The organism is Gottfriedia sp. ABJ_BB2_2, from assembly GCF_055484705.1.
This window is the reverse complement of record NZ_JBVFKR010000002.1, coordinates 418,741-434,577: the sequence shown is the minus strand read 5'-3', so window position 1 is coordinate 434,577 and position 15,837 is coordinate 418,741. Positions and strand designations below refer to the sequence as shown.

Below are 15,837 nucleotides of genomic sequence, written 5' to 3'. Positions count from 1 at the left end.
CCGCATCTCCCATAGGAGTCGAGCACCTTCCGTTCCAATCGCTCTGTTTTAATGTTAGGCCTCAAAGACAAGGTATTTTAATACAACTTTCATGAATAAATACATAATCTATAAAGTGAAAATTTTTTTCTATTTTTGGGATAGCCCCTATCAAATGCTTTTTTTCAAAGTTCAGTAATTCATCTCCGCATCCGTTAATCAAAATTAAACAATTCTTTTCATCTACAATATTCCATCACATAACAGTCTCTAAATTCGCCTTCATGAAATTCGTGTTTTGGTAAACATTTCACCTTTTTAAACCCACATTTCATATAACAAGCAATTGCCCTTTCATTCCATGTTTGAGGGTCCATAACGACTTTGTCTGCATTCAGTTCCATTGTTAAATAATGAATCATTGCCGAAATAAGCTGACCACCAATTCCTTTATTCCAGTAATCTACTTCTCCAATAAATTGATCCATCCCGTAAAGCTTTTCAGACGTATTCTCATAACCATACTCTCTTTTTCCGTCATCATCTAATTCATAAAATTGTATATATCCAATTTCTTTATCCTCATATTCCACCATACACATCGTTACCGACTCTTCTTTATTAAAAAAAACAGAACGAACTTTTTCCTCATTAAATGGATTATCCCTGCCTTCATAATATTGAAGAACATTTTGATCTGATAGCCATTTAACTAAAAATGGTATGTCATTTTCATTGATTAGTCTTACCTTTAATTGACCATTTTGAAAAATCATCATCATTCCCCCTATATAATAACAAGAAGTAATTCGTGTTTCGTGAAATGAAATCCTCTACAACCGATAAGAAAAAGAGGACTGTTTTTCATAATGAAGAAGTAAATAAAGAGTTAACATCCATAAGTTCCACATTTAATTATCTCTTTATAACAAATAAAAGTAACCGAAACTTATTTGCAATAACTATATTATGCAACGAAAGAAGGATTTCGATGGAAAAGTATCAACTAATACAAGAGGATTTTGAATTAATAGAAGCTGCAAAAGAAAAGATTTCTTCCTTATACGAAGATGATAAGCATCATGTCGGAGCTGCAATTCGTACAAATTCAGGAAGAGTTGTTTCAGGAGTACATATTGAGGCATATATCGGGAGGGTATCAGTTTGTGCTGAAGCCATAACAATTGGAAAGGCAATCTCAGATGGGGACAAAGGATTTGATACGATCGTAGCAGTAAGACATCCATATTCAGATGAGGTAAATAGAGAGATAAAAGTAGTTAGTCCGTGCGGAATGTGTAGAGAACTAATTTCCGATTACTCACCAAATTGCTATGTCATTATTGAAGAAAATGATGAACTTGTCAAAGTAAAAATTCATGAGCTAATTCCATTAAAATATAAAAGAGAGGTTTAATTGGAGGATAATAATGTCAATTTCAAAAGAAGTACTATTAAAGCACAATCTTCAAATGAGATTATGGGTTCATTCATTACATGAACTTTCAGAAGAAAAATGGCGACAACCAATTGCAGAAAATAAATGGACTGTTGCTGAAATCATTTCACATCTAAGCGCGTGGGATGAATACATCATTGAACATCGAATAGCCATTCAAAATGAGGATTTTCCAATTAGCCCTGATGTAGAAAAGTTCAATGCTACTGCTGCTGAATATGCTAGAAATCATTACAAAGAATCAATCTTAAATGAATTTGCAAAAAATCGTCAAAAATTGATTGAGTGTATCGAGAATCTAGATGAGCGAAAACTTACTACACCATTTTATCGAAATTTATCAATTCTTCAATATTTGGGTGGGTTTATCGAACATGATTTACATCATCAAAAACAAATCTTAGAGGTTATATAAAAGGCTTCTGAGTTTTCCCGATGCCTTTTCATCTCTTTTGAGCTAAATAATATTTAATTTTTAAAAAACTATTTAAAATATTTTTCAAATGAATGTTAAATCGAATATAACACTTCATCACTATGTAACGATTATAAAGGTCTAAATTTTTATAAGGTTAGTTTGAAAAATGGATATGAGGAGGCGTTCAAATGAAAATTAATAAAGTAACAATACATACTAGTAAACTGAATGAGACAAGGCATTTTTATGATCATGTGCTAGGTTTTCAGTTAATTACATCCAATGAAAATCAATTTGCTATTCAAGTTGGAAGTAGTTTACTAGAATTTTTGGAGACAAAAAAAGAAACAAATCCTTTTTATCATTTTGCGTTTAATATTCCTTCCAATCGATTTCAGGAGGCTAAATACTGGGCTCAATTAAAAGTTACACTTACAGTGGAAGATGGGATGAATGAAGTGTATTTCAAGTTTTTAGATGCACATTCTTGTTATTTTATAGACCCATCTGGAAACATCGTCGAATTTATTTCAAGGCACTCAGTATCGGTACAGAGTAATGATGCTTTCACGGCAAACTCAATACTAGATATAAGTGAAATCAATGTTACAACGACAGATGTTTTGTCTGTTGGAAATCAGTTAATTGCAAATGGAATAGGGGTAAGAGAGGGAGAGGAATTAACTGAGTCATTAAACTTTATGGGGAAGGAAGGCTGTTTTCTATTACTTGGTCCACAAAATAGAAGATGGATATTTTCAGATAAACGCTCAAAATGCTTTCCGGTTGTCATTACTATTGACCAGAAAAAATTAATTGAAGTTGATGAGCTTGGCAATGTAGACATTAAAGATATATAGTTGATTTGTAATTTCTAGACGTACTTTTTCATTTTGTTATGACACAATATTATGATGAAATGTTCAATTTAAATCGAGTAACATATATTAAGAAAAATCAGTAGATTAACGAAACGAAAGTATGTGTGAATAGATTAAGCATTAAGTAAATAATCACCTAAGATTAGGTGGTTATTTTGTTATTACTAAATTTAGTAGGTTTTTTGTCAGATTTTATAGAATATAAGTTAATAAGAAAAGAAAAATTAATTTTCAAATAAAATTATCGTTTGGTGAATAATGCTACTTTCACATTAAACATTTTACCAGACTATCTAATTCGATATTCCGATCACATAAGTAATTGAAAGAAGGCGTAAAAGTTGTTTATTCATTTGTTGTTGGAAGTCATGGTACCATTATTTTTTTATGTTATTTTAGGTTTTCTATTTAACAAAATTTTCAAATTGCACTTAGGCACATTAACTACTCTATTAGTCTATTTATTTTTACCTGTTGCTGTATTTATGAAAATGTATAGTAGTCCGTTATCTGGGGAGGTAGCAGGAATTGTACTGATATTTTTGATAGTTCAATATGCCTTAATGTCTTTTGTTTCACTAATAGCTTGTAAAATAAGAGGAATTGAACCGAGTATGAGAGGGGCATTTGCCAATAGTATAGCCTTAAATAATTCTGGTAATTTAGGACTACCAGTTAATGCTTTAGTATTTAAAAATGACCCATTTGCAATGAGCATTGGTGTTTTAGTCGTACTGTTTCAAAATATCATGACTTTTACTGTTGGCGTTTATAATGCGGAAGCAACTGTAAAGATGAAGGAAGCGATCGTGAAAATGTTAAAACTTCCAATCTTATATAGTGTGGCATTAGGGTTTATCCTCCAGTTATCGCACGTGGAATTATCAAGAGGAATTGTTTCGGTTTTTGATCCAATTACTGCTGCTTTTGCACCATTTGCATTAATAACTTTAGGTGCTCAATTAGCAGAATCCGGTAAAGAAATTGATTGGGCTAATTTAGGACTTAGTAATTTTTTAAGATTAATTGGCGCGCCAGTATTAGCATACGGAATCATACTGATTTTTGGATTTGAAGGTGTCGTTGCAAAAGCATTATTCATAGGAAGTGCTTTTCCAAGTTCGAGAAATAGTGCATTATTATCCTTCAAAGGACCCCACGCAAGTTTTGCGGCACAAACTGTGATTTCTTCTACGATTATTAGTAGTGTCACCTTACCAATCGTTATACAACTTTCTGGTATTCTTTTTTAAGTTCAAAGTGCTCATATTTTAAGACATCACTTTGAGCTTTATGTGTTTTTTATCAATTATGAAATGGACATGTTTAAAAGGAGTTTAGTATGGAGTGTAAAACTGAAGAAGATATTATTATGCTTATAAAAGAAGATTTATGGATGATGGACATATTAAAAATTGCTAAAACGTTAGAGCTTCCAGATTGGTGGATTTGTGCGGGCTTTGTTCGTTCTAAAATTTGGGATCATTTACACAGATTTGAAGAAAGAACTAGACTTGAAGATATTGATGTTGTTTATTATGATCCTACAAATTTAGATGAATCCGTGGAAAAGAAATATGAAGAAATTTTAAAAGATTTAAAAATGGATATTCCTTGGTCTGTAAAAAATGAAGCACGAATGCATTTAAAAAATAAGCTTCAACCGTATGAATCATGTGTAGATGCGATTTCAAAGTTTCCAGAAACTGCAACGGCACTTGGTGTAAAACTAAATGAGATGGATGAGATTATTTTAACAGCACCATGTGGAATAGATGATGCCATTAATGGAATCATAAGACCTTCACCAAATTTCTTAAAAAGTAGAGGATCAATTGAAATATTTGAAACGCGCATTCTTAAGAAAAATTGGAAGCAAAAATGGCATAAGTTACAAGTAGAACAGACCTATCAAAAATAAAGAATATGTCATAGAACTATTTTAATCAGTTTTTAATAAGATAATTAGGGGGGCAATGCAATGAAAAAACGTTTGTTTATTAGTTTGGCAGTTGTAAGTATACTTTGTTTAGCAGGCTGTCAAACAAATGACTATACTAAAAAGGATGGGAAGGTAACGATGGAAGATAAGGATAAGAAACCAACAGTTGAGGATAAAATCTTAGCTGAAAATGAAGTTTTTAAAGTTACTTCAATCGTTAATGAAGAAACAGTAAATAATGTTTTCGAAGTAGAAGGAACAGCAAGTGTATTTGAAGCGATGTTTAAGTATCGTTTAGAAGATGGGCATAATGTATTAGCTGAAGGCAGTGTAATGGCAGATAATGGTGCACCTGATTGGGGAAATTTTAAAATAAGAATCAGTCATAACCAACCATCTAGCCCTAATGGGGTATTAACGATTTATGTTGCGAGTGCTAAAGATGGCACAGCAGAACATGAATTAAACATCCCGGTGGAGTTTGCAAATTTTGAAAGATAATCAAAAGACTTTAGCAAAACGCTAAAGTCTTTTTTTGTTCAATGTAAAAGAAATTATCACAATTGAATCCAATTTTTATTACAAAACAATGATTAAAGAGTAGAATGTAAATTATTACATAAACTAAATCGTTTGGGATTATTAAAAAATTCTAATGAAACTCTAATCAAATTTTAAAATAAGTATAAGTTCGTTTTCATTTTTTACAGATATGCTTATTAAATACTAAGAATGATTTTATAAGTGTTATTATAAAAAAAATGAGGGATAAAATAAATGAAAAAAATATTAATTATAGAAGATGAAAAAGAATTAGCGAATTTTATAAGATTAGAATTGGAGTATGAAGGAAATGAAGTTCATATTTCAAATGATGGAAGAGAAGGATTAAACCAAGCAATTGAGAACGAGTATGACCTAATATTACTTGATTTAATGCTTCCAAATTTAAGTGGAATCGAAGTTTGTAGAAGAATAAGAGCTCATAAAGATACACCAATTATAATGATCACTGCGCGTGATAGTGTATTTGATCGTATTTCTGGACTGGATAGTGGAGCAGATGATTATATTTCCAAACCATTTGTTATTGAAGAGCTACTTGCTCATATGCGTGCAATTTTTAGAAGAATTGATCGTTCAACAAAAATACATTGCTTAAAATTTAAAGATTTATCTTTAGATTCGGCAGCAAGGGTTGTAAAAAAAGAAGATACAATTATTGATTTAACGAAAAAAGAGTTTGATTTACTATATTTGTTAATGAGTAATGTAAACAGAGTATTAACTAGAGAAATTTTACTAGAAACAGTATGGGGTTACGGCTCAACTATCGAAACAAATGTTGTAGATGTTTATATTAGTTATTTAAGAACAAAACTAGATGATAAGAACAATACGTATATACACACTGTAAGAGGTACAGGGTATGTAATGAGAATGTAGAGGTGAAATTCAGTTTGTTCAATAAGCTTTCTATTAGATGGAAAATAACGATTACAATCGTTTTGCTTATGGTTTTCATTTTTACATTATGTAATATTATTCAACTGTTCCTTATACAAGTCTCAATTATTAATCAACAGCATCACAGAATTGAAAAGCGATTAACTGAAACTGTAGCTTATATGGACGAAGAGTATAATAAAAAACAATCAAATGAAACCTTCTTTATGGATACTAGACATTATTTCGAAAAAATCATTCAAAATAATGAAATGATCCGATTATTAGATGCTGACGGAAAAGTGATTTATACAGTATCACAAAAAATGCCAAAAATAGATATTGATAAAAATAGTGTTGGTCAGTTTAGACAATATCGATTACACAATCAAGAGATATTGATTGCCAGTAAAGCACTGCATTATGGAAAATTTCATGGAATATTAGAAGTGGCAATAAATGTTGAAATTTTTTCTAAATTTGTGAAGGAATCCTTTTTTATTTTAATTTTTGGGACTATCTTTTCACTGATTCTAAGTATCATTAGCGGTTGGTTTTTATCCAAAAAATTATTAAAACCAATAAAAAATTTAAATCATACGATGTTAAAAATTAAAAATAATCAATTAAAAGAGCGAGTATTTGTTGGAGAAATAAATGATGAATTGTCAGAGTTAGGTTTAATTTTTAATAAAATGATGGACGAGTTAGAAGCCTCGATTACTAGACAAAAACGTTTTGTTGAAGATGCTTCACACGAGTTGAGAACGCCGCTTGCAATTATTCACGGTCATTTATCCCTTGTTAACCGTTGGGGAAAAAAAGATGAAAAAGTTCTAGAAGATTCTTTGAATACTTGTATTAATGAAACAAATCGAATGATTATCTTAACTAATGAACTGTTACAGTTATCAAAACTTGAAAAAGGTAATGAAGAGAGTATTATATTTGAACCATGTAATGTATTAGAGGTTGTACATGAGATTATAAATAACTATCGATTATTACACGAGGATATGAAGATTGAATACGTACAAGAAACTGCTAATATTGATCAAGCAAATATTACTCGTGAACATCTAATGCAAGTATTAATCATTTTATTTGATAATGCTGTCAAATATAGTAAGGATGAAACGAAAATCAATATTTCAGTCAATCAAAGTAATCAACACATTCAAATCCATGTTAAGGATAATGGAATTGGTATACATGATGAAGATCTAAAACATATTTTCGATCGATTTTATAGAGCTGATAAGGCAAGAAGCAGAGCAAATGGTGGGAATGGATTAGGACTTTCAATTGCTAAAAACCTAATTGACGACTATGGTGGAGGTCTGGAAATTACAAGTGAATATGGCGAAGGAACAACTGCGATTATTACACTTGCTGTATATCATTGAATAAGACTTGTTTAAAAACAGGTCTTTTTTTTTGTTCTTTTTAAAGATTATTGTTTTAAACATTAGAAACTTTAAATATAGAAGTAGATTATAAAGGAAGGTGCGAGACTCCTGTGAGAGATACGTGATGGCTAAAATCCCCTTTAGGGATGTGGTCTTGCATGCTTTACGACAAGACGTCGAGGTTTTAGAATGCCTACTTATCTCAGCTCACACCCCATGTAAAAGAGGGCAACCTGTAGATGTAATCAACTAACGCATTCATAAATAGCAACAAAGGATACGAAAGCAATCGTTTTATGTGTAAATGTAGAAATACATATACATAGTTTCTACAAACTGTTTATGGTACAGTTGAATAAAATGAAAATTCTTTAAATTGGAGAGGAGAAGGTTTTATGAGCCAAACAAGAATCGCAATTAATTACGCAATTATGATCGAAAGACTTCGTAGCGAAGGTGTTGAAAATAGCCAATTAATAACCGTTCTGAAAGAAGAAAATTATGAATTTCTTAACCAATTTGGAAAAGGTATGCCAGATTGGGAGGCACTAGTAAAGCTATTTAACCAAAGTGAAGATGATTTTCAGAGAATACTAAATGAAGGTTACCACATTAAGTTTTTAACAAAAGGGTCACTAATGACTTTATTAAGACTCAAGTATGGAATTGAAGCAGAAAAGAACTATGATGATAAAGGAACTGCACTTGAAGGCATCATCCTAGCAAAAGAAGCTGTCGAGACTATTAAAAACACATTAGCTCCAAACTGGAAGCTTACTACGTATGTTGATGAAAAAGACGGCTTATCGAAAGTGCGGATCGAATTACTGAAAAGTTCGGAACTGACATCTATTTAATTTATGTAACTCTTTATTAATTTTCTAATTGATAGAGATATTTCTAAAGGTTAAATGATGTAATCTAGTTAAAGAAGGCGTGACTATCTAGTCATGCCTTTTAGTTTTAGATTGAACATATTTCTACCATACTCAATTAATGAATCATACGGATCTCCATCTAAGCCTAAAACTTTACAAAAAGCAGGCTCCGTTTTATATCCTTGTTTTTTTAGCTGAATCACTTCGCTTCTCATATTTGGAAACTGCTCCATGATCAAATGCTCAATTACCATATGAATATATGCATTTTGCTTCTGAACCGGTGTTACTTGACCAAATATTTCAATCTCAAATTCTTCAAAATTGAAGTTTACTGTTATAGAAGGAATATCTCTACTATTTGTATGTGAAATATTGAAGTTATTTTGCATACCATATAAATTTCTAATCATCTTTTCGAAAGACTTAAAATCTCGTACCTCAGTAATAATATCTAAATCTGAATCTTTCATATCAATTTCAATCGGAATTGTTCCACAAAGAGTGGGATTGAATTCTCTTAAATCTTCCATGATCTTAAGGCGTGATAATGTATGATATGCCTTTTGTTGCCTAGGGTTTCCATTTATTAAGTAATCAATTGATAGAAACATATTTTCTCCTTCATTAATCTGTTCTTCACTAAGTATATCTCGTATTTATTAGTTTGATAAAGGAAAAACGAAAGATACATGGAATAGACAAACAAAGAACTTCTTTTAAATGAAGAGATAAAGGAGAATCAAAATGCCTGTTAAAAAAATATTCTGGGAAGATCCCTATTTATCATACACTTCTGCGATTGTTACAAGTGTTGATGGCCAAACGATTACGTTGGACCAAACAATCATTTATGCTTTTTCCGGAGGTCAACAATCTGATTTTGGTAGAATTGGAGGCTTCGAACTAATCGAAGCAAAAAAAGAAGGGTTAGAAATTCTATACACATTACCCGACAATCATAATCTTCAGGTAGGACAAGAAGTAATTGTGGAGATTGATTGGGAGAAAAGATATAGGATTATGAAACTTCATTTTGCAGCAGAAATTATACTTGAATTAATGTATCAAAACTTTCATCACCCTGAAAAAATAGGTGCTAATATTACTAGCGATAAAGCAAGAATTGATTTTTATTGGGATGGAAATATTTCCGAAACTTTTTCATTGTTAGAAACAAAAGCACATCATTTAATAGATGCAAATTTACCAATTAAGAGTGATTTTAGTGACGAAGAAAAACAAAGAAGGTACTGGGAAATAGAAGAGTTTGGAAATGTTGCATGTGGCGGAACACATATTAAAACATCAGGTGAGATAGGGAGGATAAAGCTGAAAAGAAATAACATTGGAGGAGGAAAGGAGCGTATTGAAATTTATTTAGCATAAAATATTACTTACATTCTATAGTATACTTTAGTAAAAATCATTTAAGTGGGAACGTGATTTAATGAAAAAAACTTTGTTAGTTCAAATGCTTTTGATTGTCTTATTACTTGGTTGTAATAATGTTCATAAAGATCTGTTAGACGTATCTAATTTAGAAAAAGTAGAACCAAAAGGAAATCTTACAGAGGAACAATTAAAAACGATTCCAGTTACATATAATGCAACCTCATTAGAAAAAGGATTAGATGCGCTTCCGTTTAAGGTGAAAATTCCAAAAGATTTTCCTTTTCATGCAGTTCCTCTCACAATTACGTCAATTGAGGATTTTCATCAAGATGGGAAAAATGTAAGAATTAATCTTATGACAACAGCGATAGATCAATCAGAAAAGATTTTTGTGCTAATTGGTGTAGATAATTTCCAGGCTGGGAATAGTGGTTCGATGGAAGATGTTCAATTAGCTAAAGACGTTGTCGCTAAATTTAACAGACATACACTCTTCTTTGAAAAAGACGGCATCAATTATACAGTTAGTTATAACAACAAAAATATTTCGCCTGAACAGCACAAAAAAGATATGATCAAAATTGCTAATCAAATGTTATAAAAATGTAAAAAGCACTGCTTCATACAGTGCTTTTTTTGTTTCATATACAACTTATCTATTAAAAATCAAAATTATCTGGGTCTGGTCCTACGCGTTTACTTGTATTAAGTGATGCAATAGAAGCCATATCATCAGTTGTCAGTTCAAAGTTAAATACATCAAAGTTTTCTTGAATACGAGAAGGAGTGATTGATTTTGGTATTGCAATAACGTCACGTTGTAAATGCCAACGAAGAATTATTTGAGCAGATGTTTTACCGTGTTTTTCGGCTAGCTCTCTAATAATTGGATTTGTTAGAGCTGCGCCTCCTTGCATTAATGGACTCCAAGCTTCAATCGCAATCCCGTTCTTTAAGCAATAGTCACGTATTTCATTTTGTTGTAGAAATGGATGAAGTTCAACTTGATCAACCATAGGTTTAATATTACGATGTGCTGCTATATCTTCTAAATGATGAATATGGAAATTTGAAACACCGATTGCTGGTACTAATTTCTCATCATATAGTTTTTCAAGTGCTTTATATGTTTCTAAATATTTATCCTTAACTGGCCAATGAACTAAATATAAATCAACGTAGTCTAGTCCTAGTTTTTTAAGGCTATCTTCATAAGCTTTTAAAGTTGTATCAAAACCTTGGTCCGCGTTCCAAACTTTCGTTGTAATAAATAGTTCTTCTCTAGCAACGCCTGATTGACGAATTGCTTCACCGACTTGCTCTTCGTTTTTATAGACAGCGGCTGTGTCGATATGACGATAACCAACTTCAATTGCAGTTCGAACTGCATCAACACCATCTTCAGGAGAAACTCTCCAAACACCAAAACCTAATTGAGGCATTTTTACGCCATTATGTAATGTGATAAATTGTGAAGTTTTCATTCATATTCCCTCCTAATTTAAGACTAAATATAGTGTACATCATATTTTTAAAAATTCAAAAAATATGATTTCAGATAAATGGAAATAATTATGTATTAGTTTGAATCTATTAATTTAATTAGTATAATAGGGTAATACTATTGTATTGAAGTGAAGCGGATAAGTTGTATATATATCACTTTTCCTACAATATAGTAATATAAATAAATTCTCTTAAGTTAATTTGGAGGGAAACAAATGTTAAATAAAATACTAGAATTTAACAAAAGATTTGTAGAAAATAAGGAGTATGAACCATATTTATCAGGTAAGTTTCCTGATAAAGAAGTTGTAGTTGTAACTTGTATGGATACTCGCTTAGTTGAATTATTACCAAAGGCCCTTGATCTAAGAAACGGTGACGTAAAAATGATTAAGACGGCGGGTGCTGTAATCAGTCATCCATTTGGATCTGTTATGAGAAGTATTTTAGTATCAATTTATGAACTAGGTGCAAAAGAAGTATTAGTCATTGGCCATCATGAGTGTGGTATGGGTAACACGGATCCTACGAGAATAAAGAAAAGAATGATTGAATCAGGTATTAAAGAGGAAAATTTAGATATTTTAAATTCATCCGGAATAGATTTAGATAAATGGTTATCTGGATTTACAAATGTATATGAGAGTGTAGGTCATAGCGTATCAATCATAAAAAACCATCCATTAATTCCAGATAATATTGAAGTTCATGGATTAGTTATTGATCCACATACTGGTAAATTAGAAGTCATTCATAGAGACGAAAAAACAGAATGCTAAAATAAAAAAAGAGTTAACCAATATTGGTTAACTCTTTTTTTACCATGATTCATACAAAATTCGGTTATTTAAAGGTTGCACTGGACGATTACTTGGATAAAAATATTTGTTTCGATAAAATTCAATTTGTTGATTTGAAAATTGAATTGGTTTTTCAAAGACAATCCATTTTAATCCCTCAGTACAAGGCGGAGTTGTAAAAGATCCATCATATGTTATTTTTTTACTATTAATAGGAATAAGGGATTGAATATTAACTGATATTGAACTGTTTTCTTTTAAATCTTTATCTTCTTTAAGTAGATTTACTATATTTTGAAAGGCTTTATTTTGTGTACCTTTATCTACAAAAATTCCAATTACAGCAATTGAATGATTACGATCTTCATGAACAAAATGAACTTCCATCTCAGATTGATGACCATTGAGTAAATGTTCAGATGGTGTATGAAAATGCAACTGCTTAAGTTCGTAATTCGTTCCTTGTAAATTTATCGTATTTGTATTACTTTCAGGGATTAATTTAATTGTCATATCTTTGATTTCTACTTTAAATTTTCCAGAATGATAGTTTATTCCTAATGGTATTGATTTTTGAGTTGCTGATTCAATATTAATTGGTGATTGTTCTTTGCCTTTTGAACACATGGCGTATCCCTCATTCAGGTTTCCCCAATTATTAGGGCCAGTAGAGCCTGTGTAAGACCAATCTTGACTATTTCCAGTTCCATTTCTTTTAGAGACAGTTTCCATAGAATCAATTTGATATGATGATAAAACAAACAGAAAAATAATTATCGTCAAAGTAATATATTTCATTATGTACTTCCTTTCAAATGGATGTATGATACGATACATTTTAGACAACGATGATACGGGACAAACATATAATGATTAAATAGTAAGGAGGGTACTGTATGAAATTAGATGAGATAATGAAGTCATTAAAAGAAATGGGTACAGAGCAAACAAAAAATACGTTTATTAGGCATGGTGCAAGAGAACCATTTTATGGTGTGAAAATTGGTGATTTAAAAAAATTAGTAAAATATGTGAAAAAAGATCAAGAACTTGCACTAGCTCTATACAATACTGGTAATTCTGATGCAATGTATTTAGCAGGATTATCAATTAATCCAAACCTTATGACAAAAGAACAATTGGAAAAATGGGCTGAAGGTGCTTATTGGTTTATGATTGCTGAAAGTATAGTTGGGGCTGTGACTGCAGAAAGCTTGTATGCTTTAGAACTTGCACGAAAATGGATGAAATCAGAAGAAGAATTAATTGAAGATTGTGGTTGGAGTACATATTCTCATTATTTATCTATCGCACCTGATGAGAATATTGACAAAGATGAAGTAAGAGAACTGTTAAAATATATTGAAAAAAATATACATAATTCGAAAAATCGAGTTCGATATACAATGAATGCCTTTGTCATAGCAGTAGGTAGCTTTGTTCCTAGTTTAAATGTAGAAGCTATGTTAGTCGGAAGGAATATTGGAAAGGTTCATGTCGATGTTGGTAATACTGCGTGTAAAGTACCAATTGCAACAGACTATATTGAAAAGGTTGAATTAAAGGGGAAATTGGGCGTTAAAAAGAAAACATGTATATGTTAAAAGTAAATTGAATGATAGTTAGACAAATCGACGGGGGCGTTTTTAATGATATTTCAATCAGAGCGACTAAGTATACGCAAGCTTAAGTTGGAGGATTTAGATCAATTGCATAAGCTACAATCGAATCCAAATGTTATGAAATATATAACAAATCGTCCGAAATCTTTAGCAGAAACTGAACAAGAATTAATAAAAATAGTAGCTTCATACGAAGAAAATCAAAGTGATTTCTTAGTATTAGCTGTGTGCCTTACTAAGAGCGACGAGTTTATTGGTACATGTGCTGTCATCAAAAATGAAGACAAACAGAGTGAAATTGGTTATAGATTACAAGAAGAACACTGGGGAAATGGGTATGGTTCGGAGTTAACAAAACGACTATTAATCTACTGTTTTGAAGAAAGAAATATTGATTCAGTTATCGCAAATGTAGAAACTAGAAATCACACTTCAGTAAAAATATTAGAAAATAACGGATTTGAACTAATTAATAAAGTGTTTGATGAGGAAATAAGAGATTTCGTTAAAACTTTTCAAAAAGATAATAAGTAATTGAAAAACTTTGGCAAACGAATAGGAGAACACTATGAACGTACAATATCATTATGATTTTTTCCAACATGTCCCTACCATCGTGGTCAGTCTATTAAACTATCTACTATTTGGACTTATCATTTATTCGATATATAAACGTAAAAAAGAAAAAATAGCCTTATGGAAAGCGATCTTAATTGCTATTATAGGTGGCATTCTCTTTTCAATTAATTTAAATATTTTTCATTCATTTATTCAAATTCCAATCTTACCAATTGGTGTATGGTTATTATATTGGTTTTGTAAAAATAGGTTTGGTAAGGCTGGCTGGGAAAAGTACCGAAGTTTTGCATGGGCAGGTTTTTATATTAAATTTATTTTTATATTTACTAGTTTTGTAGTTTATCCAATAGACCTTCTCATTTATCCAAAAGACGAATTAAAAACTTTTATTACGGATGTAAAACAACCAAGGATTATTCGTACAATTCCTAAAGTTAATGAAGTAAAACTGGAAAAATCGAAATTAGTAAATTCTGTAGAAACCTTTAAAATAAGTGAATTATATAAGGATGAAAAATGGTATGCAGGAACGTTTCAATCGGAAACAAAAATGAAACCTATTGAAAGATTTCCATATATTATGGTCGGTACAAAACCAAAGTTCGGCAGTAATGTAAAATCCATTATTTATATCGAGAAGGATGGAAAAGGAATATTCATTACAACGAAAGATCAACATTATTACTTTAGAAGTGATACAAACATTATTTCACCTGCTAGTGGAGGAAATAATCATGTTAAAAAATAAAAAAACAATATTTGGTTTATCTATTTTAGTCATTTCATTTATTGTCATTTATTGGTTTTATCTTTCTAAGCCAACTGCATTTTATTCTGAAGCAAGGATAAAGAAAATCATAAGTCAAACATATAAAGGCGAGAATGCTAAGGAGATTCAGGATATTATTTTTATTGATCAAAAACATGTATTTGTACCTTATATTTCAACAGAAAAAGGGTATGGGGTTAGTTTTTGGAAATGGCAACATCATAAATGGAAGATTGTTAATATTATTGATAAAGCTGGAACACCACGCATATGGAAAATTAACCCAAGTGATCCATCATCATATGTCATGTTTTGGAACTATAGTCCTGTTGATCAAGTGAATGAATTAAAGTTTCGGCTCATTAGAGAAAGAAATTATATGATGTCTAATGAAAATGTATATTACCTTCCAGAGATATTTCTGGAGCAGAGAGTGAGTCTACATAAAAAGACTTACGGATTTTTAAAATATCCTAGCGACTGGATTAACATCCAAAAACTTGAGGCTGCAGCAGGACCAAAAGAAAATATATTCTTCCTGAAAGAACATGGTTATCGAACCTCTTTATCTTTATCGATGACAACGTACAATAAGAATGGTAAGGAAGTGTTTCCGGAAGAGTCTATAAATGGTAATGACAACATAGTCGAGGATGAACTATTTGATTATATTATGTATACGGACGATAAGGATTTCATTGATCGAGAACGTAATTACTAATTATGTAATTTGATCAAGCATTTGTCTTTCGAA

Annotated in this window: 20 protein-coding genes; 16 read left to right on the top strand and 4 right to left on the bottom strand. The window is 31.0% G+C overall.

Features of this window, described 5'->3' with window-relative positions:
* Window positions 1-218 precede the first annotated feature (218 nt).
* Complete coding sequence (locus ACX6U0_RS07080) at window positions 219-755, bottom strand: GNAT family N-acetyltransferase (RefSeq protein WP_464959254.1); 537 nt, start codon at window positions 753-755, stop codon at window positions 219-221.
* 215 nt (window positions 756-970) lie between these two features.
* Between ACX6U0_RS07080 and ACX6U0_RS07075 the strand changes: the two genes are divergently transcribed.
* The 9 genes from ACX6U0_RS07075 to ACX6U0_RS07035 all read left to right on the top strand — a co-directional run bounded on the left by ACX6U0_RS07075 (window position 971) and on the right by ACX6U0_RS07035 (window position 8,391).
* Window positions 971-1,396, top strand: a complete 426-nt coding sequence (locus tag ACX6U0_RS07075; RefSeq protein WP_464959253.1) for a cytidine deaminase — start codon at window positions 971-973, stop codon at window positions 1,394-1,396.
* A 13-nt stretch (window positions 1,397-1,409) separates the two neighbouring features.
* Window positions 1,410-1,853: a DinB family protein gene (locus ACX6U0_RS07070; RefSeq protein ID WP_464959252.1), complete on the top strand. Its 444-nt coding sequence runs from the start codon at window positions 1,410-1,412 to the stop codon at window positions 1,851-1,853.
* A gap of 191 nt (window positions 1,854-2,044) precedes the next feature.
* Window positions 2,045-2,716, top strand: a complete 672-nt coding sequence (locus ACX6U0_RS07065; protein WP_464959251.1) for a VOC family protein — start codon at window positions 2,045-2,047, stop codon at window positions 2,714-2,716.
* Between the two features lie 362 nt (window positions 2,717-3,078).
* Window positions 3,079-3,990, top strand: coding sequence for an AEC family transporter (locus ACX6U0_RS07060; protein ID WP_464959250.1), 912 nt, complete (start codon window positions 3,079-3,081; stop codon window positions 3,988-3,990).
* An 89-nt stretch (window positions 3,991-4,079) separates the two neighbouring features.
* Window positions 4,080-4,658: a nucleotidyltransferase family protein gene (locus ACX6U0_RS07055; protein ID WP_464959249.1), complete on the top strand. Its 579-nt coding sequence runs from the start codon at window positions 4,080-4,082 to the stop codon at window positions 4,656-4,658.
* A gap of 60 nt (window positions 4,659-4,718) precedes the next feature.
* A complete protein-coding gene (locus ACX6U0_RS07050) occupies window positions 4,719-5,180 on the top strand; it encodes a Gmad2 immunoglobulin-like domain-containing protein (protein ID WP_464959248.1) in 462 nt (153 codons plus the stop codon).
* A 276-nt stretch (window positions 5,181-5,456) separates the two neighbouring features.
* The gene (locus ACX6U0_RS07045; protein ID WP_464959247.1) at window positions 5,457-6,125 is read left to right on the top strand and encodes a response regulator transcription factor; all 669 of its coding nucleotides are present in this window, start codon (window positions 5,457-5,459) and stop codon (window positions 6,123-6,125) included.
* A 14-nt stretch (window positions 6,126-6,139) separates the two neighbouring features.
* Window positions 6,140-7,531: a HAMP domain-containing sensor histidine kinase gene (locus ACX6U0_RS07040; RefSeq protein ID WP_464959246.1), complete on the top strand. Its 1,392-nt coding sequence runs from the start codon at window positions 6,140-6,142 to the stop codon at window positions 7,529-7,531.
* Between the two features lie 398 nt (window positions 7,532-7,929).
* Entirely contained in the window at window positions 7,930-8,391 is a 462-nt protein-coding gene (locus tag ACX6U0_RS07035) for a hypothetical protein (protein WP_464959245.1), read from the top strand.
* 83 nt (window positions 8,392-8,474) lie between these two features.
* Here the strand turns inward: ACX6U0_RS07035 and ACX6U0_RS07030 are convergent, their stop codons facing one another.
* Window positions 8,475-9,026, bottom strand: coding sequence for a DUF4269 domain-containing protein (locus ACX6U0_RS07030; protein ID WP_464959244.1), 552 nt, complete (start codon window positions 9,024-9,026; stop codon window positions 8,475-8,477).
* A gap of 133 nt (window positions 9,027-9,159) precedes the next feature.
* On the opposite strand from ACX6U0_RS07030, the gene ACX6U0_RS07025 reads away from it, so the two are divergent.
* Window positions 9,160-9,801 (top strand): alanyl-tRNA editing protein, encoded by a 642-nt coding sequence (locus ACX6U0_RS07025; RefSeq protein WP_464959243.1) that lies wholly within the window; start codon window positions 9,160-9,162, stop codon window positions 9,799-9,801.
* A 61-nt stretch (window positions 9,802-9,862) separates the two neighbouring features.
* On the top strand, window positions 9,863-10,408 hold the full coding sequence (locus ACX6U0_RS07020) for a hypothetical protein (protein ID WP_464959242.1): 546 nt from the start codon (window positions 9,863-9,865) through the stop codon (window positions 10,406-10,408).
* 58 nt (window positions 10,409-10,466) lie between these two features.
* On the opposite strand, the gene ACX6U0_RS07015 is transcribed toward ACX6U0_RS07020, so the two are convergent.
* On the bottom strand, window positions 10,467-11,291 hold the full coding sequence (locus ACX6U0_RS07015; protein WP_464959241.1) for an aldo/keto reductase: 825 nt from the start codon (window positions 11,289-11,291) through the stop codon (window positions 10,467-10,469).
* A gap of 237 nt (window positions 11,292-11,528) precedes the next feature.
* On the opposite strand from ACX6U0_RS07015, the gene ACX6U0_RS07010 reads away from it, so the two are divergent.
* The gene (locus ACX6U0_RS07010; protein ID WP_464959240.1) at window positions 11,529-12,092 is read left to right on the top strand and encodes a beta-class carbonic anhydrase; all 564 of its coding nucleotides are present in this window, start codon (window positions 11,529-11,531) and stop codon (window positions 12,090-12,092) included.
* Between the two features lie 39 nt (window positions 12,093-12,131).
* Here the strand turns inward: ACX6U0_RS07010 and ACX6U0_RS07005 are convergent, their stop codons facing one another.
* Window positions 12,132-12,911, bottom strand: a complete 780-nt coding sequence (locus tag ACX6U0_RS07005) for a carbonic anhydrase (RefSeq protein ID WP_464959239.1) — start codon at window positions 12,909-12,911, stop codon at window positions 12,132-12,134.
* Between the two features lie 98 nt (window positions 12,912-13,009).
* Between ACX6U0_RS07005 and ACX6U0_RS07000 the strand changes: the two genes are divergently transcribed.
* The 4 genes from ACX6U0_RS07000 to ACX6U0_RS06985 are packed head-to-tail and all read left to right on the top strand — an operon-like array spanning window position 13,010 to window position 15,804.
* Window positions 13,010-13,717: a DNA alkylation repair protein gene (locus ACX6U0_RS07000; protein WP_464959238.1), complete on the top strand. Its 708-nt coding sequence runs from the start codon at window positions 13,010-13,012 to the stop codon at window positions 13,715-13,717.
* 45 nt (window positions 13,718-13,762) lie between these two features.
* Window positions 13,763-14,269, top strand: coding sequence for a GNAT family N-acetyltransferase (locus ACX6U0_RS06995; RefSeq protein ID WP_464959237.1), 507 nt, complete (start codon window positions 13,763-13,765; stop codon window positions 14,267-14,269).
* A gap of 34 nt (window positions 14,270-14,303) precedes the next feature.
* Window positions 14,304-15,062, top strand: a complete 759-nt coding sequence (locus ACX6U0_RS06990; RefSeq protein WP_464959236.1) for a hypothetical protein — start codon at window positions 14,304-14,306, stop codon at window positions 15,060-15,062.
* On the top strand, window positions 15,049-15,804 hold the full coding sequence (locus ACX6U0_RS06985; RefSeq protein WP_464959235.1) for a hypothetical protein: 756 nt from the start codon (window positions 15,049-15,051) through the stop codon (window positions 15,802-15,804). The genes ACX6U0_RS06990 and ACX6U0_RS06985 overlap by 14 nt, the downstream gene beginning before the upstream one ends.
* Window positions 15,805-15,837: the final 33 nt, after the last annotated feature.